The organism is Hymenobacter persicinus (genome assembly GCF_004167665.1).
Classification (GTDB): domain Bacteria; phylum Bacteroidota; class Bacteroidia; order Cytophagales; family Hymenobacteraceae; genus Hymenobacter; species Hymenobacter persicinus.
The window spans coordinates 35,311-60,637 of sequence record NZ_SEWE01000020.1 but is presented as its reverse complement, the minus strand read 5'-3'; the positions used below and the strand labels follow the sequence as shown (position 1 = coordinate 60,637).

Sequence of the window (25,327 nt, the reverse complement as noted above, 5' to 3'; positions counted from 1 at the left end):
CGGGGCGGCGTTTCTGGCCGAGGCCGGGCGCCACCCAATGGGCGGCATTGCGTAATTTGCCCTTCCTTTCACTTACCTATTCATCAAGCAGCGCTTTATGCTCAGAAATTTCCCGCGGAAAGTGGCCGGTGCGGCCGTTCTTTTCCAGCTGATCCTGCTGGGGCCAGCTTCGGCCCAATTCGGGCCCGGCACCCAGTGGACCAAAGACGGCTACGGCTATATGCAGGCCGACAAGGACGAAATCGTGCAGCTCGACGCCCGCGACGCCTCCAAACGGGTGGTGCTGGTCAGCAAGGCCCAACTCACGCCCCAAGGCCAGAGCGCCCCGCTCGAAGTACGGCGCTTCTCGCTCTCGGAAGACGGCCAGAAGGTGCTGATTCATACCAACACCAAGAAAGTGTGGCGCTACGACACCCGCGGCGACTACTGGGTGTACGACACGGCCGCCAAAACCCTGAAGCAACTCGGCCAGGGCCGGCCGGCCTCCTCGCTGATGTTTGCCAAGTTCTCGCCCGACGGCAAGCACGTGGCCTACGTGAGTGAGCACAACCTGTACGTGGAGGACCTGGCCACGAACACCGTGAAGCCCCTGACCACCGACGGCACCACTTCGCTCATCAACGGCACCTTCGACTGGGTGTACGAGGAAGAGCTCGACGCCCGCGACGGGTTCCGCTGGTCGCCCAACGGCCAGAGCCTGGCCTACTGGCAGCTTGACGCGGCCAAGACCAAAAACTACCTGATGCTCAACACCACCGACCAGCTCTACCCGTTTACGGTGCCGGTGGAGTATCCCGTGGTGGGCGAAGACCCGAGCCGGGCCCGCATTGGCGTGGTACCCGCGCAGGGCGGCGCTACCACCTGGATGAAAATTCCCGGCGACGCCGTGCAGAACTACCTGCCCCGCATGGAGTGGGCCAACAACTCCACGGAGCTCATCGTGCAGCAGCTCAACCGCCGCCAGAACGAAAGCAAGATTCTGCTCGCCAACGCGGCTTCCGGCGAGGTCAAGCCGTTGTACAGCGAAACCGACAAGGCCTGGATTGACGCCAAAAACGAAGCCGTGGGCTGGGACTGGATTGAGGGCGGCAAGCGCTTCGTATGGCTGAGCGAGAAGGACGGCTGGCGCCACATCTACGCCATCGACCGCAAGGGCCAGGAGAAGCTGCTCACCAAAGGTGACTACGACGTGATTAGCCTGAACCTGGTGGACGAGAAAAACGGGACCATCTACTTCATGGCCTCGCCCCAGAATGCCACCCAGACCTACCTCTACAAAGTGCCCATGAAGGGGGGCAAGGCCGAGCGGGTGTCGCCGAAGGAGCTGGCCGGCTCGCACAGCTACGACATTTCGCCCAACGGCAAGCTGGCCCTGCACAACTTCTCCAGCACGGCTGCTTACCCCGTGGCCGACGTGGTGTCGTTGCCCGACCATAAGCGCCTGAGCGGGGGCGAAATCCCGGAGCGCGCCAAAAGCCTGAAGCTGCCCAAGACCGAGTTTTTCCAGGTGAAAACCGAGGACGGCATCACCATGGACGGCTGGATGGTGAAGCCCGCCAACTTCGACCCGAGCAAGAAATACCCCATCGTGTTCTACGTGTACGGCGAGCCGGCTTCGCAGACGGTCGTGGACCGTTTCGGCACGGGCTTCAACCGCCTCTACGCCGGCAACATGGCCGAGGACGGCTACATCTACGCCTCGGTGGAAGGCCGCGGCGCCCCGGCGCCCAAGGGCCGGGAGTGGCGCAAGTCGATTTACCACAACATCGGTAAAATCAACATCCGCGACCAGGCCATGGCCGCCAAGCAGCTGCTGAAGCAAAACGCCTTTATCGACACCTCCCGCGTGGCCGTGTGGGGCTGGAGCGGGGGCGGCTCGAGCACGCTGAACCTGCTGTTTCAGTATCCGCAGATCTACAAGACCGGCATCTCCATTGCCGCCGTCGACAACCAGCTCAACTACGACAACATCTACCAGGAGCGCTACATGGGCCTGCTGCCCGAAGACAAGCACTACTTCGTGGAAAACTCGCCGCTGAACTACGCCAAGAACCTGCGCGGCAACCTGCTGCTCATCCACGGCACCGGCGACGACAACGTGCACTACAACAACGCCGAGCAGATGATCAACGAGCTGGTGAAGTACAATAAGCCGTTCCAGATGATGGCCTACCCGAACCGCACCCACAGCATTTCGGAAGGCGAAGGCACCAGCCGCCACCTGGCTACCACCTTCACCCAGTATCTGAAGGAGCACTGCCCCCCCGGCGCCCGCTAAGCCAGTTAGCTTAATCAAAAAAGCCCATCCGAAGCAATTTGGAGGGGCTTTTTTTGTAGCCTGGAAGCTAAATCTTACGCTGGGCGTAGTGGGGGCCAGGAACAGCTGTCTGTGTTGCTAGGCAACCCCGTCAACAGGCTTCAGAAAGCATACGTAGCGCCCACCAGCTGCACCGGCCGCCACAGTAAGGAAAGGGAGTGGCTTTTGTTATAGATATAAGAGCTGCCGTATGGGGCTGTACCAGAGGCATCCTGTTCATCTTTTCGGCTCTGGTAGGTAAGTAGCACGGCGCTTTCGGCAAACAGAGCAATTCGGTTTGAGATGCGGTATTGTAAGCTAATAAATGGTCGGGCTTGCCCTTCCCATATGGTTGCTGTCTGAGTAAAGGTGAATCGGACAAAGAGGAAGCTTGGAGGAGTACCTACATTTTCATCACTGATCGTGTGCTCTTTTTTCTGGCTCCACCCTGCGCCCAACTCTGCCCCATACGCCCAGACCCAGCGCCGGGTAATAGCCCGCTGCCATTCGTAGCCAGCGTATAGGTTCACGCCGCCGGACTGAGTATAAGTGCCGTCTCGTAAGCCAGGGAAAAAACCAGGATAACTACCAGGGTAGTTGGCCGTGTCACGCCGGCTGTACTGGCCTACTAGGCGTACGCGCAGGGCCTGGGTCGGCGTAATCTGCCGCTTATACAGCACGCCCAGCGGCAGACTGCGGTTGGCTTGAAAGAATTTGTCTAACTGTGGGCTGGCCGTCAGACCTAGCTGGTGGCGGTGGGTGGAGTCGGCGGGGGCTTGGGCTACTGCAGCCAGCGGCAAAGAGGCTAAGAATAAAGCAAAAACTGATTTCATAAAACGGTAAAGGGAGGAAGGGGAAAATATCAGGCTCGAAAAAAGCTTCTCTCAAGCAATTCAATAGAGTCGTGCAGGAAACGATTAGAGGGATGAAACCTTGCGTTTCCCATTGAATGAAACCCGCACGGCGCCCGACGAGACGCAACTATGTGTCTCTACAATCCTTTGGCCGGAGTTACCGCCGCAGCACCAGCGGCAGCAGGCGGTCCGGTCCCTCCGCGGCCAGGTAAGTGCCATCCAGCCGCAGGCTTTTGCGGGTATTGCGGTAGCACTGGCAGCACCGGCTGCCCCGGGTTTCGCCGGCCAGCTCCAGCTCCGTCACGTCGTAGCGCCTGTTGGCGGCCGGCACCACGATGCGGTAGCTGTAGGCCGTGAACGGGGCGCCGGGTTGGTCGGGGCGGGGCGCAAAAAGGGCGTTGAGCGTCAAGGCCGCGTAGCCGAACTGGTAGAACTGGGGCATCCGGTCGGGGCCGGAGCGCTGGCGGACGGTATCCAGAGGCGTGGCGAAGCCCGGAGCCCGGTAGCGCACCACGTAGGCCGAGTTGATTTCCGCCTTGCGGAAGCCCGTTTGTAGGCTGTCAGTGTCGAAGGTGAACTGCACCAGGTCTTCGCCCTCGCTGAAACAGTCGCAGATCTTGTTGTTGCAATTGCAGGCCGAAACCAGAAGCAGCAGCAACAGGAGGCCAGTAGTTAACAGCGGAGCAATACGCATAGCCAATAGGATAATAGAGCGGGTAGAGCAGCCCGCCGGAGTTAAATGTACTGCCTTCGGCGAATTGCCCGCCTGATTGAGCTACTGCTTTTGCAGCCGCCGGCCCGCCAGCACCCGGCCTTCCGAATTCAGCCACTGCACCAGGTACAGACCGCCGGGCAGCCCGACCACCGGCACCACGGTTTCCCCGGTTGCCGCGACGGCCTCGCGCACCACCCGACCGGTGGCGTCGAGCAGGCGCAGCCGTTTCGTTCCGGACACGGCCGAAGCGGTAATCTGCTCAGTAGCCGGGTTCGGGTACAGCCGGGCGGCTACCTGGGCCGCGGCGCCCGCCACGGCCAGGGGCCGGCACTGCATGGCCGCCATCAGGTAGCGCCACAACTCGGTATCGAACGAGGACAGGGCCAGCTGCAGGTTGCCGGCCGACTTGCCCTGGCGCACCACCACCAGCCCCAGGCTGGGCACGACGTAGATTTTCTGGTCGTTCTTGCCCAGGGCGGCAATCAGGTCGTTGGGGGCCGTGGGCATCAGGGGACCGGGAAAGGTGACCTGGGACGTGGGCACCCGGTAGGAGCTTTGCCCGTTGAGCCACCACAGGTAGCCGTAGCTGCGATTCAGGGTCTGGGAGGGCGTGGTCATCTGGCGGAAATAGGCCGTGTCGCGCAGGATGGCCGTGCCGTTCCAGGTGCCCCGGGCCAGAATCAGGAGCCCGAAGCGGGCCATGTCGCGGGCCCGGCTGTAGTACACGTCGTTTGCCCATGCCCCGCTCATGCCGATGCGCGAGGCCAGGCGCTGGTTGGTGTACTGATTGATGGTCAGGCCGCTGGCGTTGGCCAGCACGTTTTGCAGCAGGCGGTAGGCGCCGGTGTGGTAGGCCCAGCGGGTGCCGGCGTCGGCGCGGTAAAGCAGGCAGCCGGCCGCGGTGCTTTCGTTGTCGCAGGGCGGGGGCGGGGTGTCGTCGAGACCGGTGGTCATGGTCAGCTGGTGACGCAGCGTAATGAGCCGCTCCTTGGCCGCGGGGGCCGAGGTCCAGCCCCGGCCCAGGGTGCGGGAAGTGGTATCGGTCAGGCTCAGCAGCCCGTCCTGCCGGGCCAGGCCCACCAGCGTGGCCGTGAGCGACTTGCCCGCCGAGGCCCAGTACCAGATGGAGTCCTGGGTGAAGGTGCCGTAGTAGCGCTCCAACACGATGCGGCCGTCTTTAAGCACCACAAACGACTTGGTATTTTTGCGGCCCAGAAAGCTGTAGAGCGAGTCGAGCTGGGGCTGGCACCAGCCCAGGCTCTGGGGCGAAGTGCTAGCCCAGGTGCCGGCCCCGACGGGCGGAAAGTAGAGCTGCTGGGCCCGGGCGGGCGGCGCCGGCAGCGCAAGAAGCAGCAAAAGCAGAAGTAGTACGTGTTTCATGGGGCCGTAAAGTAAGGCAGGGTGCGGGCTTGGATGGCGCGCTACAGTCCAGGTTTAACTTACGGGCCCGCCTTTCTTTTCGGAACGTCTTTATCTGCTTTGAGGAAGTCTGCCACCACGTAAGGAGCGGCTACAACTTATTGCGACGACCCAACTGTCCCCAGTGGGCCCACGCAGTTGGCGTGGCCGTCGTACCTTGCGCCGTCGTGCTGTCTACCTCGCCTGCTCCCGTCGTTTCCCGCCTCGCGCCCACGCCCAGCGGCTTTCTGCACCTGGGCAACGCCGTCAACTTCGTCTTGACCTGGCTGCTCACCCGCCGCGCCCAGGGCACGCTGCACCTGCGTATCGACGACCTTGACCGCGCCCGTCTGCGCCCCCAGTACCTGGAGAACATCTTCCGCACCATCGACTGGCTCGGCCTCGACTACGACCACGGCCCCAGCGGCCCCGACGACTTCGAGCGCAACTATTCCCAGCTCCACCGCCTGCCCGAGTACGAGGCCGTTTTACAAAAGCTGACCCGAGTGCCCAACCTGCTCTACGCCAGCTCCCGCTCCCGCACCGATTCGGCCGTGGCCGCGCCTGTTGTGCCCTTCAATACGCCCGGCGCCGCCTGGCGCGCCCAAGTTCCGGTGCCTACTGCCATCCGCTTCCCGGACGCCTGGCAGGGCGAAACTGCCGTCCGCCTCGACCAGCTCATGCCCGACTTCGTGGTGCGCAAAAAAGATGGCGTTGCGGCCTACCAGGTGGCTTCCGTGGTCGACGACCTGCGGTTGGGTACCACGCTCATCGTGCGCGGCCTCGATTTGCAGGCCAGCACCGCCGCCCAGCTCTGGCTGGCCCGGCAGCTGCCCACCACGGCACCGTTCAGCGCCGTCCGCATCCGCTTCTACCACCACGGTCTGCTCACCGACGCTGAGGGGCTAAAGCTTTCCAAGTCGCAGCAGCGGCCCTTGGCTACTGGTATTGTGGGCGAGACGGCCACACCCCGGCCCGTGTACGCGGCGGTGGCTCGGCTGCTCGGACTGCCCCTAGCAGCCGGCGAATCATTAGGTGTGCTACAGGCGGCGCTGGCCGTAGCGCGAACTTTGTAGTTCGCGTACCAGAACGACCATCGGGCTAACGAGTCGTTCATTCACGCGAACTACAAAGTTCGCGCTACTGTGCCCTAGCGCAGCTCCTTCTTGAATTCCTCGGCCCAGTGGTCGGCCAGACGGGTGGGCTCGGGCAGCTTGTAGCCGCGCAGGCAAGCCAGGGTGAGGCGGGTGGCCGTGGTCTGGTCGCAGCGGTGGCCGGGACTCACGAACAGCGGATTCACCTTGTCCTTGCTGCGGATGACTTCGCCCAGCAGCTCCCCGCTTTTGTCGGTGAGCGGGCTGATGCTGCCCTTGGTAATGGCCGGCTCCTGGTACGTCCCGGTGAGCTTTTGCTTGGCCACGCCGAAGGTGGGACTGTCGAGCAGCACGCCCAGGTGGGCGGCAATGCCCATGCGCCGCGGGTGGGCAATGCCGTGGCCGTCGACCATGATGATGTCGGGTTTCTGCTGCAGCTTGTCGTAGGCCCGCAGCACGTTGGGCGCCTCCCGAAACGAGAGCAGGCCCGGAATGTAGGGCACCTCCACCGGCCCCACGTGGTAGACTTTCTCCACCAGTTCCAGGCTCGGAAACTGGAGCAGCACGAACACCGACAGAATAGTTTCGGGGGTGGGGAAGGAGGAGTCGCAGCCGGCAATGAGGGTGGGCTCGTAGCCCAGGGGCTGCAGGCGCACGTGGGCGCGCAGCTCCTGCTGCACCTGGGTTAGCTCGCGCACGAGCAGCGGGTCGGCGGGCGGGTGGTAGGGGCGGTACATACGCAATGGGCAAGGGTGGAACCGTAGCCCATACGAAAAACGGCGGCCCGCGGCGAGACCCGGCCCCGTACCCGTGCCGGAGCGCCCCGAGTCGGCCTTGCGCTAACCCCGCGGCGGGCGGCTGCGTTAGGGAAAGCTCCCAGCCTCCATTCTTCCGCCCCCCACGCTATGAGCAAACCCGAACAACCCGCCCACACCGGCGCCGGCCCGCTGTTTGAGCGGATTTACTGCATCGACATTGCTGAGCCCCACCTCACGGCCCGGCAGCTGATGGACGATATCAAGTGCCGCGTCGAGCACTACTCACCCGACCTGCTGGCCGAGTTCGAGAAAACCAAGGGCCGCACCGGCGGCCTGGCCAAAGACGACGAGTTCGGCATCAAGATTCTGGGCCCCTGGAACGGCACGGTGCGCGTGACCGAAGTCGGCGACGATTTTTTCGAGTTCGTCACGCTCGAAAACCACCCCGAGGCGGGCCGGATTCGCTTTTCCATTCGGGAGCTGCCACACGGGGCTAAAGGAGAGCTGCGCTTCGAAATCCACTCTTGGGCCCGCTCCCGCGACGGGCTCGTGGCCTTCACCTACGACACGCTGGGCATCGGCAAAAATGTGCAGCAGAAAACCTGGGAAGCCTTTTGCACCAAGGTAGCCGAGGAAAGCGGGGGCCAAGCCCTGGGCCCGGTGAGCGTGGAAACTATCAAGCACGACGAGGAAAACCCCAACCGCGAGCAGCATGGCCACTAACTCCCCCGCGCTTCCGCTCTGGGAGGTGCAGAAAGCCCGGCTCGAAGCGTTCAGCAAGGCCAAGGTCAACTTCGACCTGGAGCGCACCAGCGAGTACACCGCCGAAAACGGCTGGCGCATCGACGACTACGAAACCGAGCTGCCCGCCGAGGCTCCCGGACCGCCCGCGCCCGGCGGCTCCTGGCAGGCCGCTCAACAAATTTTGCGCGCCTACACCTTTCCACCCTCCGACCTGATTACCGGCATCTTCGTGCCCGACGCCCCGCTGGAAGACCGCACCATGGTGCTGCGGGCCCAGTTTCTGTTCTTCACCTTCTGGTTTGGCGTGCGCATCGGCGGCGTCACCGACGAAGCGCGTAAGCTGCCCGACGGCGGGCAGGAGCAGGTCTGGGGCTACAACTACCGTACCCTGGAAGGCCACTTCGAGCGGGGGCAGATTGAGTTCACGGTGCACAAAAATCTGGGCACCGGCCGGGTCACGTTCCACATTCACGCCTTTTCCCAGCCGGGACGCATCCGCAACCCCTTCTACTGGTTCGGCTTCAAGCTGTTCGGCCGCATGCTGCAGCGCCGCTTCGCCCACCAGTCCTTGGAGCGCATGCGGGCCCAGGTCGATGCGGCCCGGCGCCAGACGACGGCCAGCCGGCCCACCGCAGCAAACCTTCCCGCTGGCGCGGGGTTGTAATGGTTCACTCTGATTTTTTTCCTCAAGACTACCTTAGATGATTGCAGCAAAAGGCTACGCGGCCCCGGCCGTGAACGTACCCCTCGAACCTTACTCCTTTGAGCGCCGCGACGTGGGCCCCCACGACGTGCAAATTGAAATCCTGTTCTGCGGCGTCTGCCACTCCGACCTGCACCAGGTGCGCGACGAGTGGGGCGGCTCGATGTTCCCGCTCGTGCCGGGCCACGAAATTGTGGGCCGGGTGGTGGCCGTCGGCGACCATGTGAAGAGCTTCCAGGCCGGCGACCTGGCCGGCGTGGGCTGCATGGTGGACTCCTGCCGCACCTGCCCCAGCTGCCAGGAAGACCTCGAGCAATACTGCGAAGTCGGCTTCACGGGTACTTACAACGGTATCGAGAAGGAAACCGGCAAAACCACCCAGGGCGGCTACGCCAACCAGATTGTGGTCAATGAGCATTTCGTGCTCAAGGTATCCGAGAAGCTGGCCCTGGAGCGCGTGGCGCCCCTGCTCTGCGCCGGCATCACCACCTATTCGCCCCTGCGGCAGTGGAACGTGGGCGCCGGCCACCGCGTGGGCGTAATGGGCCTGGGCGGGCTGGGCCACATGGCCGTGAAGCTGGCTGCCGCCATGGGTGCCGAAGTAACTGTGCTGAGCACCTCGCCCAACAAGGAGGCCGACGCCAAAGAGCTGGGCGCCCACAAGTTTGTGGTAACCAAGGACGCCGACCAGCTCAAGAGCGTCACCAACTACTTCGACTTCATCATCAACACCGTGTCGGCCCCGCTGGATCTGAGCCAGTACGTGAACCTGCTGCGCCGCGACGGGACCATGATTCTGCTGGGCGTGCCCCCGGAAGCGCCCCAGCTGCACGCCTTCAACCTGATTGCCAAGCGCCGCCGCGTGGCCGGTTCGCTGATTGGCGGCATTGCCGAAACCCAGGAAATGCTGGATTTCTGCGCCGAGCACAATATCATGTCCGACGTGGAAGTTATTCCCATGAGTCAAATCAACGAGGCCTATGAGCGGATGCTGAAAGGCGACGTGCACTACCGCTTCGTGATTGACATGGCTACGCTGTAAGCTCCGGTTTCAGCTTCTGGCCCCCAATCTAAACGGCCCTCCCGAATCTGATTCGGGAGGGCCGTTTTTTGTTCTCGGGGGGCGCATTTGCCGCTATTCCTCCTCGTAGGGAAAGTTGAACGAGCCGGTCATCGTGAAGCGCCGCGCCCCTTTGCCCGACTCGCAGACCTGGCAATGGTAGGTGCCCGTCAGCACATGGTGCACGGTATCGACGGCCGTGATTTTGACCATACCGGGGTTGTCGGGGCAGGATTTGGAATAGGCGGCCACCTCGTTGTAGCGGTAGGAAGCGTCGCGGTTGTGCCCGCTCAGAATTTCCTGGAAGGCGTAGGTGCCGGGCGTGAGCGGAAATCGGTCGATGAGAATGGTCAGTCCTTCGCCATCGGGGTCATTGGCCCGAATCACGTTCAGGCGCAGCGTGTGGTTGGCACCCACAAACAGCCGGGAGCCGAGCGTGTCGGTGGCAATGGGCAGGCCGTTGATGCGCAGGGAAATGGTGGCGGGCGGCGTAACGGGGGCGGGCCGGAAGGCGGTGAAGCCCAGCAGGCCCGTCAGCAGCAGGCCGGGAACAAGAAAACGTGCAAGCATGGTGCAGTAACGTTGGAAGGCGGAAAGACAGGGCCGAGCTGTTAAAAATCAGGCCGGAAACTCCGGCGGGCCGCAACTGCTGATTTGCCGGAGCTTTCCGCAGTTCAAGATAACACCCGGCCGGCAGAAACGCGGCTTTCGGCCGGAGCTATTCCGGGCCCGCCGCCCACTAAAAAAGCCGCCCGGAACAACTCCCGGGCGGCATTGAGTAGGTGCTGGCTTCCTGGCCTAGCGCTTCGTGAACAGGTAGGGGTCTTCTTCTACGTAGTCGTTGGCCTGCAGCTGCACGCCCGTTACCTTACCGCCTTCGACTTTGAAAATGGCTGGCTGTACCCCAAACACGAGGTTGGAGTAGGTGCAGCGAAACTCGTTGCCATCCATGTAGTCGAGCGTGGCGGTGAGGCCGGGGTGGGTGGGAAAGCGCACGAGCAGCTGCTGCTTGTTTTTGGGCGCAATGATAACCGAGCCAAACAGCGCATTTTCGAAGCTGCCGGCGTAGGCCTCGAGCTTCATCGGCAGCTTGGCTTTCTTGGCCACCCGGGCGTCGAGCTTCTTGGTGGGGTCGTCGGCGAGGCGGGCAGCCTTGGCGCGCTTCAGAAAAAACGCGCTCCGGTCGGTGTAGGGCACGCCCAGGTAGCTGTCCAGAATCTGGTAGCGCAGGGCCTCGAAGAAGCTTTGGTTGTCGTTGTTGGTCAGGATGGCAATGCCCAGGCCGGCTTCCGGCACGAAGCACACGTTGCTGACCTGGCCCGAGGCCCCGCCGGTGTGCCAGAACACCTGCTTGCCGTTGTAGTCGGTGCTGAGCACACCCAGGCCGTAGGTGGTGAAGTGGGTAGGCAGCGCCGGCGACTTGCGGGTGCTGAGCAGGGTGTTGGCGTCCCGGGTTTTGCGCAGCACGTTCCAGGGTAGCACGCGCTGGCCCTGGTAGCGGCCCGAGTCGAGCTGCATCTGCAGCCACTTGCCCAGGTCCGTCACGTTGGACGTCATGCTGGCGCAGGGGCCCATGTTGTCCCAGTTGTCAATGGGCACCTGGGCCAGGGGGCCGAAGGTGTTGGAGTAGGCCAGGGCGTGGTTGGGCTGCTGCTCAAAGCCCTGGGAGTTCATCGAGGTGCTGGTCATGCCCAGGGGCCGCAGGATGTTCTGGCGCACGTATTCCTCCCAGGTGGTGCCGCCGGTAGCGGCCGGAATCACCTGGCCCGCGGCCACGAAGCCGGAGTTGCAGTAGCCGTACTCGCGCCGAAACTGCCCGCCGGGCTTCATCAGCCGCATGCGGTAGATGATGTCCTCGCGGCTGAGGTTGGAGTTGAAGAACGTGAAGTCGCCCTGGAAAGTCTTGAAGCCGAAGTGGTGGCCCATCAGGTCGCGCACCGTGACCAGGCGGGAGGCGGCCGAGTCGTAGAGCTGGTAGCCGGGCAAATACTTCGTGACCCGGTCGTCGAGGGCAATCTTTTTCTGCTCGTCGAGGTTGGCCAGGGCCGTGCCGGTGAAGAGCTTGGTGTTGGAGGCAATCATGAACAGCGTGTTGGCGTCCACGGGCTCGGGTTTGCCCACGGCCCGCACGCCGTAGCCCTTGCTGACGACCACCTTGCCGTCCTTCACCACCACGATGGCCAGGCCCGGCAGTTCCCACTGTTTCAGGCCCCGCTGCACGTAGCGGTCCAGGCTGTCGGTGACGAAGCGGTTGGCCGGCGCCGCCGTCTGCGCCGCCGCGGAGTGGGCCCCGCCCAGCAGCAAGCCGCCGAGCCCCAGGCCCATTTTCAGTAAAAAAGTACGCATGTACTAACCAGTGGAAAGGTGGGAGATAACGAAGGGTAAAGATACCGGCAAGTGGCGGGACCCGGGCTATTGGCCGCCGTTAATCATGTCCGACACGATGCCCTTGCCCTTGGTTTGCTCCGACCACACCACGCCCCCGATGTGGAGCACGATAAAGGTCAGAATCAGGTACATGTTCACGTTGTGTACTTCCTTCACGGTGTGCTCCAGCTTGTGCAGGGCCTCCACGTCGTCGGCGTAGGTCAGCATCAGGCCCGTGACGACCATCACGACCAGCATCAGATAGAACACCAGGTAGGAGTACTTCACGGCCAGGGAGTGGCGGGCATCCTGCAAGTCGGCGCCCTGCTGGCGGAAATACTGGCGCGCCGTGCTCAGCTTCACCGAAAACCGCTGCCGGCCCCGCTGGAAAAACTCCAGCACGATGCGAAACAGCAGCAGAAACGTCAGCGTCAGGCCCAGGTAGATGTGCCAGTCCCAGATGCGCTCCGCAATGGCGTGGGTGAGCCCACGGGCCTGCTGCTGACTCAGGACCAGACCGTCTTTCTGCAACAGACCCTGAAACTCGGGCCCCAGGGACTTGGTCTTGAGAATGACTTTCAGAAACAGAATGGTGGTCAGCAGGCCCGAAATAACGGCCGCGCTGCCCCAGTGCCAGAGGCGCAGAGCCAGGGAGTTCTTCTTGCCCACGGGGGCCTCGGCGACGGGAGTGGAATGTGCTTGCATCAAAAACGTGTGGTGGAGGGGCGGATAAAACCAGGATTTGAGCCATAAGAACGGAATTTATCCGCAGCCCACCGCCCTTGCCGCCTACTCGCGCCGACCCGGATACTGCTCCAGGGCCAGCGCCAGGCAGTCCATGGCCCGGTGGAGCACGTCGGCGTGGCGCACGTAAGCCAGGCGGGCTTCGCGGCGGCCCCGGCCCGGGGTGGCGTAAAAGCCGGTCGCCGGCGAAATCATCAGGGTCTGGCCCTCGTGGCGAAACTCCTCCAGCAGCCACTGCGCGAAGGCCGCCGTATCCTCGACGGGCAGCTCGGCCATCACGTAAAATGCCCCGCTCGGCACCGGGCACCGCACGCCCTGCATGGCCCGCAGCCGGGCCACGAGCAGGTCGCGGCGGCGTTGGTACTCGGCCTTGGTGGTGTCGAAGTAGGTGGCAGGCAGCTCGGTGGCGGCCTCGCCCAGCAGCTGGGCCAGCGCGGGCGGACTCACCCGCATCTGGGCAAACTTGAGGGCGGCTTCGGCCAGGGCCTTGTTCTTGGTCACCAATGCCCCGAGCCGGGCCCCGCAGGCGCTGTAGCGCTTCGAGATGGTGTCGAGCAACACCACGTGTTGGTCGAGGCCGGGCAGGTGCAGGGCGCTGAGGGCGGGCGCGTCGTAGCTGAACTCGCGGTAGGCCTCGTCGGAAAGCAGAAACAGGTGGTGGCGCAAGCACAGCTCGCGCACCTGCTCCAGCTCGGCCCGGCTGTAGACGTAGCCGGTGGGGTTGTTGGGGTTGCAGATCAGCACGGCCCGGGTGCGGGGCGTAATCACGCGCTCCATTTCGGCAATGGGGGGCAGGGCGTAGTCCTGCTCCAGGTAAGCCGGCACGGGCACGATCCGGACGCCGGCGGCCACCGCAAACGAGGGGTAGGCCCCGTAGAAGGGCTCGGGAATGATGACCTCGTCGCCGGGATTGAGGCAGGCCAAAAAGGCAAACAGAATGGCCTCACTGCCCCCGGCCGTGATGAGAATGTCGTCGGCCGTCACGTCGAGGCCCACGCCCTGGTAGTAGCCGGCCAGCTTGCGGCGGTAGGAGTCGTGGCCCCCGCTGGGACTGTACTCCAGCACCCGGATATCGGCCTGCTGCACGGCCGCCAGCACCGCGGGCGGGGTTTCGATGTCGGGCTGGCCGATGTTGAGGTGGTGCACCACGACGCCCTGGCGCTTGGCAGCATCGGCGTAGGGGGTGAGCTTGCGAAAAGGCGACCAGGGCATGGCCTGCCCGCGCTGCGATACTTCCAACATGGCGGCAATATAGACCACGGCCGCGGCAAAGCCCTCCAACTCGGGCGGGGTAAACTGATTTCGCCATGAGCGGCCTCCGGCCGAAAGTTTCCAACAACCGGCAGCCCGGCGCGGTTTGCCCGGCATGACTTCCTCTCCCCACCTGCCCGAAGTGTGGCTGCGCGGTTCGCTGCCCGATGTGCCCGTGCTGCTCCAACCCGTGGCCCACGCCCTGCTCCAGGCCCGCGAAGAGCTCCAGGCCCTGCTAGCTGACTTCCCCGACGACCTGCTCTGGGAAAAGCCGGCCGGGCTGGCTTCCCCGGGCTTCCACCTCCAGCACCTGACCGGCGTGCTGGACCGCCTGCTGACCTACGCCCGCGCCGAAGCCCTGAGCCCGACCCAGCTGGCGTATCTGGCGGCGGAAGGGCAGGGCCCCGGTACTGCGGCCGCGCTGGTTGAGCAGTTCAGCCGGCAGGTCGAGGCGGCGCTGGCCCAACTGCGCGCCACCCCGGCCAGCACGCTCACCGACGGGCGCGGGGTAGGCCGGGCCCAGCTGCCTTCCACGGTGCTGGGCCTGCTGGTGCACGCCGCCGAGCACACCATGCGCCATTTGGGCCAGCTGCTCGTCACGGTGCGGGTGCTGAAGGCGGGCCTGGGCACGTGAGCCCCGCGGCCCGGCGGGGTGCTGCCTGGCAAGGCTGCCGCCGAAAGCTTTAGCGTTGGGCGGGGCGCTCCAGCAGCACGGCCGGCTCGCCGTGGTAGGTGGTGCGGGCGTATTCGCGGTAGCCAAACTTCTCGGCCACGCGGCGGGAGGCTTCGTTGGCCGGGTCCATCAGGCAGACGGTGCGGGCACCCTGAAAGTGGGCATCCCCCCAGGCCAGCACGGCCCGCACGGCCTCGGTGGCGTAGCCCTTGCCGTGCACGGCCGAGTCCAGCACCCAGCCGATTTCGGGGGCTTCGCCGATGGCGGGCTCCAAGGTGCGCTTGCGGTCCACGAAGCCGATGGAGCCGATAAAGCGGCCGGTGGCCTTTTCCTCCACGGCCCAGAAGCCGAAGCCCCGCAGCGTCCAGTGGCCGGCGCTGCGCATGAGCGTGCTCCAGACGTCTTCTTCGCTCATGGGTTTGCCGGTGAGGTAGCGGTAAAACTCGGGCTGCTGAAACATGGCCACGAAGGCGGGCAAATCGGCGGGGGAGTAGCCGCGCAGCCACAGGTGGGCGGTTTCGAGGACCGGGACGGGGTGGTGGGGCGTGGGAGTGGGCATGCGTACGGGATAGAAGGCGGCGGACGGGCGAAGGTAATATTCTGCTTCTACTATGCCGGGCGCGCCGGGCCGGAAAGGGCTTGCGGACGTTCCGGAGCCTCCTGAGGACAGCCCGGAACCCCTTGCGGATGCCCCGGAAGCTCTTGCGGACAGTACGGAACCTTCTGCGGACGCTCCGGAAGTCCTTGCGGACACTCCGGAAGCTCTTGCGGACGGCCCGGAAGCTCCTGCGGACGCTCCGGAAATCGTTGCGGACGGTGGGGTTGAGGGTGCCCGGCTATTTTTCTATATTACCCCTATTGTTCAACTTCTTACCTATGCTATTTATGAAAACCGTTACGCGTGATTTTTCCTGCCGGATTGATGAGCTGGTGCCCCTGGCCCGGTTGCTGCGCGCCAGCTACGTGCGCGACCAGGCCGACTTCCGGGCCCTGCTGCCCGACGACTACACCGCCGCCTTTCTGACGGACTACGACCAGCGCTATGCCGCCGCCGACGCGCTGGAGGAAACCTCGGTACAGATTGCCAAGGCCGCCGCCTTTACCCAGCGCCTCCGGGAGCTGTACGAGCAACTGCCCCAGCAGCTGGATTTCCTGGAGGCCCGCGTACGCCGGGCCGAGGGGCTGACGGTGCCGGCCAAGCGCTTCGGCGTGGTGGCCGCCCGGCAGGCCCGCAACGAGGACGACCACCCGGCCCTGGAAGCCGCCCTGAAAACGCTGTTGCAGAATGTGGCCGCCAATGCAGCGGCCCTGGGCAAAAAAGGCCACAAGGCGGCTGACACCGCCCAGCTCCAAACCCTCGACGAGGCGCTGGTGGCCGAAACCACCGGGCGGGGCACCCAGCTGAGCAACCAGAAAGGCCATACCCAGGACAACACGGCCACGCTCAACGCCCTCTACAAGCCCATCACCCACCTGCTCACCGATGGCAAGGCCCTCTACGCCCGCTCCGACAAAGCCAAGAAAGCCGACTACACCCTAAGCCAGGTCCTCAAGCGCGTGCGGCAGGAGCGGGAGGGGAAGCCGGCGGAGAAGAAGGGGTAGCCGGGCAGGACTGGTAAGGAAACAGGGCACCCGGTGACGGGTGCCCTGTTTGCGTTTTGGAGTTGACAGAGCCGAGCAGGGGAGTTTATAGCTGCCAAGGCCCACGGAACGGGGCAATGGTACCAGGCAACCAGACTAGAGATTGAGCCGAGGCAGAAAACAGCGCTTCATTTGCTCAACAGATGAGTCAGAGAGGTACCGGCAAGGTAGGGCAACCCCTACGTCTGGAGAGTTCACGAAACTCATGTCCAGAGTGCGTTTCTTGTACTTAGTTAACTGAACCAGTTTTTTGAACTCAATCTGGACCGTAGAAGGCTTACAGCCATCCACCACGAGCTGTTCAGGAAAAGGAGCGTTTCTGTAGTTGCTTAGCTACAGAACCACTTCCACAGACGGGTTGGCAAATCGGAGCAGCAGATAGCGGTCGTCGATTGTGTTGACCATCAATTCTAATCCCTCGGTGGTCCAGTTGAGGGAGAGCAGCAGGCTGACGATGCCCATGCCGTTTTCCAAGGGCTCAAACCGGTGGGGCTTGACGTTGCCCTCCTCGTGTCGCACGTCTTGGCAGCGGGCATCGGTCCACTGGTGAATGAGTAAATGGCAGGGGCCGTCATGGTGGTGCTCAGCGGCCACGTCCCAACAGCCGGTGAAATGAATTTCTAGGCGTTTGCCGTCCAAGTCGTAGTAAAACTTGGAAGCAATTTCGTCGTCAAACGAATAGGCGAGGTCTTGGGGCATGGGAATAACAGAAGAAGCAGACGGTGGCACCGGGTGCAAGTACGGAACATAGCTCCTGCGTTCAACCAAACGGTCCGACTAGAAAAACGAGCCTATGATTTACCCTAAGCTATGAGCACTAACTTGTGGCCTCTATCACATCGTACCAATGTCACTCTTCTATACCTGGCAAGAACCGTGGGCTGCTTTGCCGGAAAGCACGCAGGCCACCTTTCAGCTTCAAATGGCGCGCGAACTAGCGCCTGGGCACCCTTTGTACGGGTGCAAGTGCACTCTCTTGGGCAAACATGTGGGCACGGATGATGTGCTGGTAGCACTGGAAGATGGTGGGCTGGCCGTGGTACACCTTACCTGGGGCGGGCCTGGGGATGCACAGTATCCCCACACCACCTTTTTTGCCGACTGGGCTGACTTTACTACCCATCGCATGACTCCGGACACGCTGGATTATCTCTAAGTCCCCGCGTTCAGCAAAACGGTCCGAATATCTAAACGAGCCCATGTACAACCCCCAATATGGTGAAGGAGAGCATGTTCCTACAGGTAGGTATTGTACTAGCGAGGATATGCTTTTAGTTTTGTGTGAATCACTCGCTTTGAGCAACACGCTATTGCTTTTTGCGGCGCAAAGAAATGTCCATAAGGCTGGCATACACTCCTACTGTGCTTTCTCCCTTCTCTATGAAACAACTCCTACTCATCTTTTTACTATGCGCTGTTAGCCGGTTCGCGGCTGCGCAACCGTGCGCGTTTAACTTGACGTCGCAAACGCAAGTGAACAACGTAGCCGCTTCCGGCTGCACAACCGCCTTGAGCCTTACCATATATGGTGGCAGTAACGCTTCTACCGACCCCGACAAAATCGTTGATTTAACGCCTTTGTCGGGTATCACTGCCGTCCTCGGCGGGGTGTACGTCTCCGTAAGTGACCTTACCAGCCTTCAGGGCTTGGCCAATATCCGGACTATCGGCGGCAACTTTAGTATTAGTTCTGCCACCACTAATCCTAACCTGGGCATAAATTCATTCCAAAGCCTGGAGTCCGTTGGAGGAGACCTGGCTATTCTCGACTGTCCCCGCTTAACTGCTATTGCCGGCTTCCCCCTGCTCCGATCCGCTCGGACGGTCACTATCACCCGCAACCCCTTGCTAGGTGGTATTAATGGGTTTAATGCACTGCAGTCAACCAGTTTGTTCTTTATTTCGCAATGCGCAGCCCTTCGCTCGATTAACGGCTTTGCGAACCTGTCGACGTTGGTGGGCCCAAACAGCCGGGAGCCTTCCCAGTTCAGCATCAGCAATAACCCCGCCCTGGAAGAGATTATAGGGTTCGGCTCGCTCAGCTCAGTAGATTACTTCAGCATCACGTTCAATAATACCTTGCAACGACTTGCGGCCTTTAACAACTTGCGGAACGTCACCTCCATGATTGTTCAGGACTGCAACCGACTGACCACCCTTGCCGGCTTCAATGGAGGCTTGCAGGCTAATACCTGCATCGTGGCTAGAAACTCCCTATTGCAAGACATTCCTGGTTTTAGTGGTCTACGGGTTCAGCAGCTCAATGTCAACAACAATCCCGTACTGCTGAACGTCACTGGGTTTAACAATAGCACCTCCGAGGTAGTCAACATCGACACCAATCCAGGTCTAACGGTGATTTCCGGGTTCCGAAGCGCTGCTTTTACCAACTATATCAGCGTTCAGAACAATACCCAACTGGACAGCATTGCCGGCTTTAGAGGAGCCAGTTCCCCAACCATCATTTATATTAGAAACAACCCCCGGCTGCGGGGTATTGAGCGAGGCTTTGCTTTTGGCTTTTACGCCCCGCTCACGTCATTGTATATCCAGAATAACCCTCTGTTGGCCGCTTGCGCGCAGCCGTGGATCTGCAGTTACCTGCGCCGGAATGGCTCGGCTTTTATTGACAATAACGCGGCTGGCTGCACGCCAGCTGCTATCTTACAGAGTTGCCAGCCGCTTGCCATACAGGCCCCTGGAGTAGAGCCGGCGCAGGCGTACCCCAATCCTGTAATGGATGTACTGCACCTGCCCTCCTCTACTACCTACACCGTGCGCGATTTGCTGGGCCGTGTGAAGCTACAAGGCCAAGGTGCGCAGATTCTGATGGGCGACCTGCCAACGGGAATATACCTGGTAGAAACGAGCCAGAAAGTGCACCAGCAACTGCGGATCATCAAGCAATAAGCTGGTCATATCAAGACCGCATGGGCAACTATCTCTAGCTGCATACGCTGTTTCTCAATAAGCTAGCGTCAACTTTTCTTTTGCTCACTTTGATAGTCCGAAATCCAAACGAGGATTATTCTTTCCAACTGCTAGTTCCTCGTCCGCTTGCTTTTTGAGTGTTGTGCGTCTTAGGCATCGTTGCGAGCATATTCCAGCACCCGGGTGGCGATTTCAACAGGGCTCTTATGGGCGGCCACGCCACCCTCGACTATCTCCTCGACCATGTACAAGGGCAGGAAATTAACCCAGTGTGCCCCGTCTTTGTAGTAATCCAGCACCTCGTCCGTTTCTTCCACGCCCAATAGCGCAATGGCCGTCTCTAAACCCGGCGCACCGTGCATATAGATAGACAAATGCTCCGAGGTGGTGTCCACTCTGTGGTCAAGGAAAAAAGCATCCCGGGAATGCGGGTTAGCTAATTGGATGGTGAGGTCTAGTAGGTTCATGCGGATGGCGAAAGAGCCGGGTGAAGGTACCTCGTCTGGTTCAGCAGAACGGTCCGAATAGCGAAACGAGGAGTTACCAAAGCCAGGTAAAGCATCTTATATAGAGCCGCAGCTTCTCGGAAAGTCAAGGTCTATTTATGGCCTTTTATTCGTGCCCAGACGAGATTGTAAAGGGCAAGCCCTGGGGCGATAAAGATCCAAGTGGAGAAAATCAGGATCAAGATGACAAAGGGCGAAAACAAGACGTAAATCCCTAATCCTTGAATGCCATAATAGGATTTGTCGTTCAGCGTAGCAGGAACAACCCCAACAAGTGATAGAATTCCTAACAGTAAGGAGAGGGTAAAGTAGAATCCCGTGTAGCCTCGGAGTAGGAGTAAAAAAATGGATTTGGCGTTCATTGCTATCGGATCATGGTGCCTTGCTTCGAGTGCTAATGCGGTCGGATGAAGCTAGGATCTCCAAAGGTTCAAGAAAAGGGTCCAAATATCTAAACGAGGGTACTATTGATCTTACTTGGGCCAATGCCTTCGCTCCACTGGATTTGTCGCAGCTTCATAATCCCACGTCGTGGTCACTTGCCAGCGGCCGCTGTCGCGAAAAACGGTCAGGTAGCGGCTTCCGGCCTCCTTTACCACGCTGTCGTTCGTCCGCACATACGCCTTGCATGGGGAGGGAGCGTATAACACGCTGGAGTTCAGTACGCTGTTGCCCCTCGGCGACACAATTATTTCACCATGCTCAACCCCGACCCGATTAATGCGGGCATGTACTTGGCTTTCGTAATAGGCCTCTACCAGCGAGTGTGGCGAAATCACCCGGACGTAGCACACCACGAGCAGCAGCAGGGTCCCCATCGTGAATGCCAACGGGCTTTTCTCAAAAAACGCCAACAACGGCGACTTCGACGTTTCCATATTAAGCCATTTGTCCGGACCAAGCTAATCCCTGAACATTGGCCAGGCAAACCTAAGGAAACTGCCGTTTGCAAAAACGGTGGTATTGATGTGAAAACCCCGCGCCGGCCTTACAGCCAACGCGGGGTTTTCGTTGTCTAATTGGCAAAAGCCAAGCTGCTACATCCGGGCAATAACCTCATCCCCGAACTCGCTCGTCTTGAGCAGGGTGGCGCCGTCCATCAGGCGTTCGAAGTCGTAGGTGACGCGCTTGGCGGCAATGGCGGCTTCGAGGCCTTTGTAGATCAGGTCGGCGGCTTCCTGCCAGCCCAGGTGCTCGAGCATCATGGCGCCCGACAGAATCACGGAGCCGGGGTTCACCTTGTCCTGATTGGCGTACTTAGGCGCCGTGCCGTGGGTGGCCTCAAAGATGGCGTGGCCGGTGAGGTAGTTGATGTTGGCGCCCGGCGCAATGCCGATACCGCCCACGATGGCGGCCAGGGCGTCGGAAATATAGTCGCCGTTCAGGTTCAGGGTGGCTACGACCGAGTACTCGGCGGGGCGGAGCAGAATCTGCTGCAAAAAGGCGTCGGCGATGCTGTCTTTGACGAGGAGCTTGCCGCCGTCGAGGGCCGCTTTCTGCTGGGCGTCGGCCACTTCCTGGCCCTGCTTGGCCAGGGTGCGGTCGTACTGGGCCCAGGTGTAGACCTTGTCGCCGAATTCCTTCTCGGCCAGCTCGTAGCCCCAGGTTTTGAAGGCACCCTCGGTGAACTTCATGATGTTGCCCTTGTGCACGATGGTCACCGACGGCTTCTTGTGCTCCAGCGCGTAGAGAATGGCGGCGCGCACCAGGCGCTCGGTGCCTTCTTTCGAAACGGGCTTGATGCCAAACGACGACGTTTCGGGGAAGCGGATCTTCTTCACGCCCATCTCATCCTGCAAAAATTCGAGCATCTTCTGGGCCTGGGGCGTGCCGTTCATGTACTCGATGCCGGCGTAGATGTCCTCGGTGTTTTCGCGGAAGATAACCATGTCGGTCAGCTCGGGGTGCTTCACGGGGGAAGGCACGCCCTCAAACCAGCGCACGGGGCGCACGCAGGCGTAGAGGTCCAGCTCCTGGCGCAGGGCTACGTTCAGGCTCCGGATGCCGCCGCCCACGGGCGTGGTCAGGGGGCCTTTGATGCCGACCAGGTACTCACGGAAGGCTTCGAGGGTATCGTTGGGCAGCCAGTTGCCGGATTGCTTGTAGGATTTCTCCCCGGCCATCACCTCTTTCCACACCAGCTTCCGCTCCCCGCTGTAGGCCTTGGCCACGGCGGCATCAATGACGCGCACGGACGCGGCCCAGATGTCGGGACCGGTGCCATCACCTTCAATGAACGGAATGGTAGGCGTATTCGGCACGTTAAGCTTGCCGTTTTTGATGGTGATTTTATGTTCTGCCATTGTTAAAAAGGTGCCAGGGGTAAGGTGGCGGTTATTTAGTGTTTGGTTTTTAGTTATTGGTTTTTGGTTCGTGGTCGTTGGCTTCGGGGCGAATCGCCAAAAACCAATAACTAAAAACCAAAAACGAATCGTCAGTAGCCGAAAATCTCTTTCAGCGTGAGTTGGTGGAGCTGCCCGTACTTGGCCAGCTCCTTGAAGTTGAGGCGGTCTTTGGAGCCAATGACCAGGATGGTCTGGTTCTGGCCCTTGATTTTGGCTTGCTGAAACTGCTGGAGCTGGGCGAAAGTCAGGTTCGGGGCTTGCTCGTACACGTCGCGGCGCAGGTCGTAGTCGAGGCCCAGGCGCTTGGCGCGCTCGTAGCTGAACAGGATGTCGGCCTTGGTGATGCGCTCGGTGGCGATGCTATTGCGGATGGCGTCCTTGGCAATCTGCAGGTTGGCTTCGGCCACGGGCATGTCGGTGAGCAGGGCTTCCATGCCGGCCATGGCCTCGGGCACCTTGTCGGACTGCGCGCCGATGTAGGAGAGGATGTAGTTGGAGCGGCCCAGCTTGCTGGCGTTGGCGTAGCTCGACGACACGGCGTAGGCCAGGGCCTTGGATTCGCGCAATTCCTGAAACACAATGCTGCCCATGCTGCCGCCGAAGTACTCGTTGTAGAGGCTGGTAGTGGGCACCAGGGCCTTGTCGTACACGTCGCCCTTGGTCAGAAACAGGATTTCGGCCTGCACCATGTTGTAGTCGACCCAGTACACCTGGCGGGAGTTGATGGGCAGCTCGGCGAAGTCCTTGTTGGCCGGTACGGGCAGGAGAGGGGCGGGCGTCTTGTGCAGTTGGTTCAGTACGTCCGTCAGCCCCTGAGCCTGCATTTCCTCGGTGCCCGTGCCATCGTAGTGCTTGCTCGTTACCTCGGCCGCTGGCCCCGCCGTTTTGCGCGGTCCGTAGTACAGCACCCGGTGCTGGTAGCTGGTGAGCTTCTTGGTCAGGGCCGTGAGGTCCTGGGGCTTGAGAGCTTTAAGCTGCTTCTCGCTGAGCTGGCTGGTGAAGGGGTTCTTGGGGCCGTACTTGGCGTAGTTGACCAACGCCTGCTGCAGAATCACCTGCTTGTTGAGCTTGGCATCCTTGCGGGCCTTGAGCGTGCCGGCCACCATGTTCTTTAGGGCCGCGGCATCCGGCTTGGGGTTGGCGAGCAGGCTTTCGAACAGCTGCAGGGCCGGCTCCAGGTTCCGGTCGAGGCCACTGAGGCTGACGAACACCCGGTCGGGGCCGCTGCTCACGCCGAACGAGCAGCCCAGCTTGTAGAACTCCTGCTGAAGCTGGGCGGCGGTGTATTTGTCGGTGCCCAGGTACTGCAGGTAGTCGGCGGCCAGGCCCAGGCGCGGGTCGTTGTTGGTGCCCAGGTCGAGCACGTAGTACAGGTTGAAGAGCTGGTTTTCGGTGTTGCGGGTGTAGTACACCGGCACGCCGGAAGCCAGTTTGAGCTCCTGAATGTCCTTTTTGTAGTCGAGGAACACCGGCCGGAGCTCGGGCGCCTTCTGGGCCGTGACTTCCTGGTAGAAAGCCGAAGCCGCGTCGCGGTTGACGGGCACCGGCGTAATGGCGGGCTTCACCACCTTGGCCGTGGTCAAATCCTTACCGGTGCGCTTGTAGATCAGGGCGTAGTTCGGGCCGTAGTTCTGCTTGGCAAAAGCCACGACCTCAGCCTTGGTGATTTTGCCGAACTCCTCGTACTGGGCCAGGAAGTCCTGCCAGTTCTCGCGGGCCACGAAGGCGGCCACGAAGGCGCCGGCGCGGGCCTCGTTGCTTTCGTAGCTCTTGGTGCGCTGGAGCTGCTCGTTATTGATGATGGCCGGAATCAGCCAGTCGGGGAAGTTCCCTTGCTTGATTTCCTCGAGCTGAGCCAGCAGCAAATCCCGCACGGCGGCCAGGCTCTGGCCCTGCCGGGGCGTGCCGTAGAGCACGTGGGAAGTGTAGTCGTTGTTGACGTCGGCGAAGCTGGTGGCCTGCAGCACCTTCTGCTGCTGGTTCAGGTTCAGGTCGATGAGTCCGGCCTGGCCGTTGGTCAGGACCTTGTCAATCATGCGCACCAGCAGGGCCTCGTGGGTGGTGGTACCGGGGAAGCGGAAGCCGACCATCACGTTTTCCGCGTCGGGGCCCACCACTTCCTGCACCACGGGCGCGGTAAGGGGCGCTTCCTGGGCGGGCGTGAAGGCGGGCACCGGCCGGCTTTGCAGCTTGCCGAAGTACTGGTCAATGACGCGGATGGTCTGGTCGTAGTCTAGGTCGCCGGACAGGCACAAAGCCACGTTGTTGGGCCCGTAGTACTGGCCGAAATACTTCTTAATCTCGGTTATCGACGGATTCTGCAGGTGCTGAATCGTGCCGATGGTAGTCTGGGTGCCGTAGGGGTGGGTAGGGTAGAGGCTGCGGTTCAAAGCCTCGTACTCCTTGCTGAAGTCATTGTCGAGGCCGCGGTTCTTCTCCTCGTACACGGCCTCCAGCTCGGTGTGAAACAGGCGTGGCACCAGCTCCCCGAGCCGCTCACTCTGAATGGCCGCCCACTTTTCGAGCTGATTCGAGGGAATGTCTTCCTGGTACACGGTCTGCTCGACGGAGGTGTAGGCGTTGGAGCCCTTGGCCCCGATGGCGCCCATCACCTTGTCGTACTCGTTGGCCACGGCATACTTGGCCGCCACCCCCGACACGGAGTCAATCTGGTGGTAGAGCTTCTTGCGCGCCGCCGCGTCGGTCTGGGTGCGGTAGACCTCGTAGAGAGCCTCAATCTTGTCGAGCTCGGGCTTTTCGGCGGCCCAGTTCTGGGTGCCCAGGCGGGAAGTGCCCTTGAACACCATGTGCTCGAGGTAGTGGGCCAGGCCAGTGGCCGAAGCCGGGTCGTTTTTGGAGCCGGCGCGCACGGCCAGGTAGGTCTGAATCCGGGGGGCGTCCTTGTAGTCGGAGAGGTAAACCGTCAGGCCGTTGTCGAGGGTGTAGATGCGGGCCTTGAGCGGGTCGCCGGCGACCGTTTCGTACTTGTATTCCTTGGGCTGGGCGGGGGAGGCCGCCGGGGTAGTGGAAGCCGGAGCCGTGCTCGAAACCGCGGGTTTGCTGGTCTGACACTGGGTAAGGCTCAACGCTGCCAACGCCGGAAATAAAAGCAGAAATGATTTTTTCACAGGATGTTCCGGGCGGTATTCAGGGCAGGGCAATAAGGAACCAAAGATAGGCGGCTACTATGGCAATTAAAAACGCCAACGCCCCGGCAAAGGCCCCCGGCGGGCGCGAAGTGGAAAAT

General features: G+C 61.5%; 22 protein-coding genes. 8 read left to right on the top strand and 14 right to left on the bottom strand.

From position 1 onward, the window contains the following. Positions 1-97 precede the first annotated feature (97 nt). Positions 98-2,278, top strand: coding sequence for a S9 family peptidase (locus tag EWM57_RS11205; RefSeq protein WP_129921233.1), 2,181 nt, complete (start codon positions 98-100; stop codon positions 2,276-2,278). A gap of 140 nt (positions 2,279-2,418) precedes the next feature. Here EWM57_RS11205 and EWM57_RS11200 read toward each other — a convergent pair whose 3' ends face one another. The 3 genes from EWM57_RS11200 to EWM57_RS11190 all read right to left on the bottom strand — a co-directional run bounded on the left by EWM57_RS11200 (position 2,419) and on the right by EWM57_RS11190 (position 5,245). Continuing rightward, positions 2,419-3,129, bottom strand: a complete 711-nt coding sequence (locus tag EWM57_RS11200) for a hypothetical protein (RefSeq protein WP_129921232.1) — start codon at positions 3,127-3,129, stop codon at positions 2,419-2,421. 178 nt (positions 3,130-3,307) lie between these two features. Further along, positions 3,308-3,844 (bottom strand): hypothetical protein, encoded by a 537-nt coding sequence (locus EWM57_RS11195; protein WP_129921231.1) that lies wholly within the window; start codon positions 3,842-3,844, stop codon positions 3,308-3,310. 81 nt (positions 3,845-3,925) lie between these two features. Further along, positions 3,926-5,245, bottom strand: coding sequence for a serine hydrolase (locus EWM57_RS11190; protein ID WP_165370490.1), 1,320 nt, complete (start codon positions 5,243-5,245; stop codon positions 3,926-3,928). A gap of 206 nt (positions 5,246-5,451) precedes the next feature. Here EWM57_RS11190 and EWM57_RS11185 point away from each other — a divergent pair, with 206 nt between their 5' ends. Then, the gene (locus EWM57_RS11185; RefSeq protein WP_165370489.1) at positions 5,452-6,339 is read left to right on the top strand and encodes a glutamate--tRNA ligase family protein; all 888 of its coding nucleotides are present in this window, start codon (positions 5,452-5,454) and stop codon (positions 6,337-6,339) included. A gap of 74 nt (positions 6,340-6,413) precedes the next feature. Here EWM57_RS11185 and nfi read toward each other — a convergent pair whose 3' ends face one another. Then, positions 6,414-7,094, bottom strand: coding sequence for a deoxyribonuclease V (nfi, locus tag EWM57_RS11180; protein ID WP_317128175.1), 681 nt, complete (start codon positions 7,092-7,094; stop codon positions 6,414-6,416). 168 nt (positions 7,095-7,262) lie between these two features. On the opposite strand from nfi, the gene EWM57_RS11175 reads away from it, so the two are divergent. The 3 genes from EWM57_RS11175 to EWM57_RS11165 are packed head-to-tail and all read left to right on the top strand — an operon-like array spanning position 7,263 to position 9,604. Beyond that, positions 7,263-7,838, top strand: a complete 576-nt coding sequence (locus tag EWM57_RS11175; RefSeq protein ID WP_129921228.1) for a DUF1990 family protein — start codon at positions 7,263-7,265, stop codon at positions 7,836-7,838. Next, positions 7,828-8,523: a DUF1990 domain-containing protein gene (locus EWM57_RS11170; protein WP_129921227.1), complete on the top strand. Its 696-nt coding sequence runs from the start codon at positions 7,828-7,830 to the stop codon at positions 8,521-8,523. Before EWM57_RS11175 ends, EWM57_RS11170 begins: the two co-directional genes overlap by 11 nt. A 37-nt stretch (positions 8,524-8,560) precedes the next feature. Then, positions 8,561-9,604, top strand: a complete 1,044-nt coding sequence (locus EWM57_RS11165; protein WP_129921226.1) for an NAD(P)-dependent alcohol dehydrogenase — start codon at positions 8,561-8,563, stop codon at positions 9,602-9,604. Between the two features lie 93 nt (positions 9,605-9,697). Here the strand turns inward: EWM57_RS11165 and EWM57_RS11160 are convergent, their stop codons facing one another. The 4 genes from EWM57_RS11160 to EWM57_RS11145 form a co-directional block, all read right to left on the bottom strand. Beyond that, positions 9,698-10,192 carry a hypothetical protein gene (locus EWM57_RS11160; protein ID WP_129921225.1) on the bottom strand — a complete coding sequence of 165 codons (495 nt, stop codon included), beginning with the start codon at positions 10,190-10,192 and terminating at the stop codon, positions 9,698-9,700. A 228-nt stretch (positions 10,193-10,420) separates the two neighbouring features. Next, entirely contained in the window at positions 10,421-11,968 is a 1,548-nt protein-coding gene (locus tag EWM57_RS11155) for a serine hydrolase domain-containing protein (protein ID WP_242510047.1), read from the bottom strand. Positions 11,969-12,034: 66 nt separating this feature from the next. Further along, positions 12,035-12,694 (bottom strand): cytochrome b/b6 domain-containing protein, encoded by a 660-nt coding sequence (locus tag EWM57_RS11150; RefSeq protein WP_129921224.1) that lies wholly within the window; start codon positions 12,692-12,694, stop codon positions 12,035-12,037. 84 nt (positions 12,695-12,778) lie between these two features. Beyond that, a complete protein-coding gene (locus tag EWM57_RS11145) occupies positions 12,779-14,014 on the bottom strand; it encodes a pyridoxal phosphate-dependent aminotransferase (protein ID WP_207218301.1) in 1,236 nt (411 codons plus the stop codon). A gap of 85 nt (positions 14,015-14,099) precedes the next feature. Between EWM57_RS11145 and EWM57_RS11140 the strand changes: the two genes are divergently transcribed. Further along, the gene (locus tag EWM57_RS11140) at positions 14,100-14,618 is read left to right on the top strand and encodes a DinB family protein (protein WP_129921223.1); all 519 of its coding nucleotides are present in this window, start codon (positions 14,100-14,102) and stop codon (positions 14,616-14,618) included. Positions 14,619-14,667: 49 nt separating this feature from the next. Here the strand turns inward: EWM57_RS11140 and EWM57_RS11135 are convergent, their stop codons facing one another. Beyond that, a complete protein-coding gene (locus tag EWM57_RS11135) occupies positions 14,668-15,216 on the bottom strand; it encodes a GNAT family N-acetyltransferase (protein WP_129921222.1) in 549 nt (182 codons plus the stop codon). A gap of 326 nt (positions 15,217-15,542) precedes the next feature. Here EWM57_RS11135 and EWM57_RS11130 point away from each other — a divergent pair, with 326 nt between their 5' ends. Further along, positions 15,543-16,259, top strand: coding sequence for a DNA repair protein RecN (locus EWM57_RS11130; protein WP_129921221.1), 717 nt, complete (start codon positions 15,543-15,545; stop codon positions 16,257-16,259). Between the two features lie 372 nt (positions 16,260-16,631). Here the strand turns inward: EWM57_RS11130 and EWM57_RS11125 are convergent, their stop codons facing one another. After that, positions 16,632-16,997, bottom strand: a complete 366-nt coding sequence (locus EWM57_RS11125; protein WP_129921220.1) for a hypothetical protein — start codon at positions 16,995-16,997, stop codon at positions 16,632-16,634. A 681-nt stretch (positions 16,998-17,678) separates the two neighbouring features. On the opposite strand from EWM57_RS11125, the gene EWM57_RS11120 reads away from it, so the two are divergent. After that, positions 17,679-19,208, top strand: a complete 1,530-nt coding sequence (locus EWM57_RS11120; RefSeq protein WP_165370488.1) for a T9SS type A sorting domain-containing protein — start codon at positions 17,679-17,681, stop codon at positions 19,206-19,208. 170 nt (positions 19,209-19,378) lie between these two features. Here the strand turns inward: EWM57_RS11120 and EWM57_RS11115 are convergent, their stop codons facing one another. The 4 genes from EWM57_RS11115 to EWM57_RS11100 all read right to left on the bottom strand — a co-directional run bounded on the left by EWM57_RS11115 (position 19,379) and on the right by EWM57_RS11100 (position 25,208). Continuing rightward, complete coding sequence (locus EWM57_RS11115) at positions 19,379-19,696, bottom strand: hypothetical protein (RefSeq protein ID WP_129921218.1); 318 nt, start codon at positions 19,694-19,696, stop codon at positions 19,379-19,381. Between the two features lie 512 nt (positions 19,697-20,208). Then, the gene (locus EWM57_RS11110; protein ID WP_129921217.1) at positions 20,209-20,613 is read right to left on the bottom strand and encodes a hypothetical protein; all 405 of its coding nucleotides are present in this window, start codon (positions 20,611-20,613) and stop codon (positions 20,209-20,211) included. A 159-nt stretch (positions 20,614-20,772) separates the two neighbouring features. Then, the gene (gene icd, locus EWM57_RS11105; protein WP_129921216.1) at positions 20,773-22,038 is read right to left on the bottom strand and encodes an NADP-dependent isocitrate dehydrogenase; all 1,266 of its coding nucleotides are present in this window, start codon (positions 22,036-22,038) and stop codon (positions 20,773-20,775) included. Between the two features lie 131 nt (positions 22,039-22,169). After that, positions 22,170-25,208: a M16 family metallopeptidase gene (locus tag EWM57_RS11100; protein WP_242510046.1), complete on the bottom strand. Its 3,039-nt coding sequence runs from the start codon at positions 25,206-25,208 to the stop codon at positions 22,170-22,172. Positions 25,209-25,327: the final 119 nt, after the last annotated feature.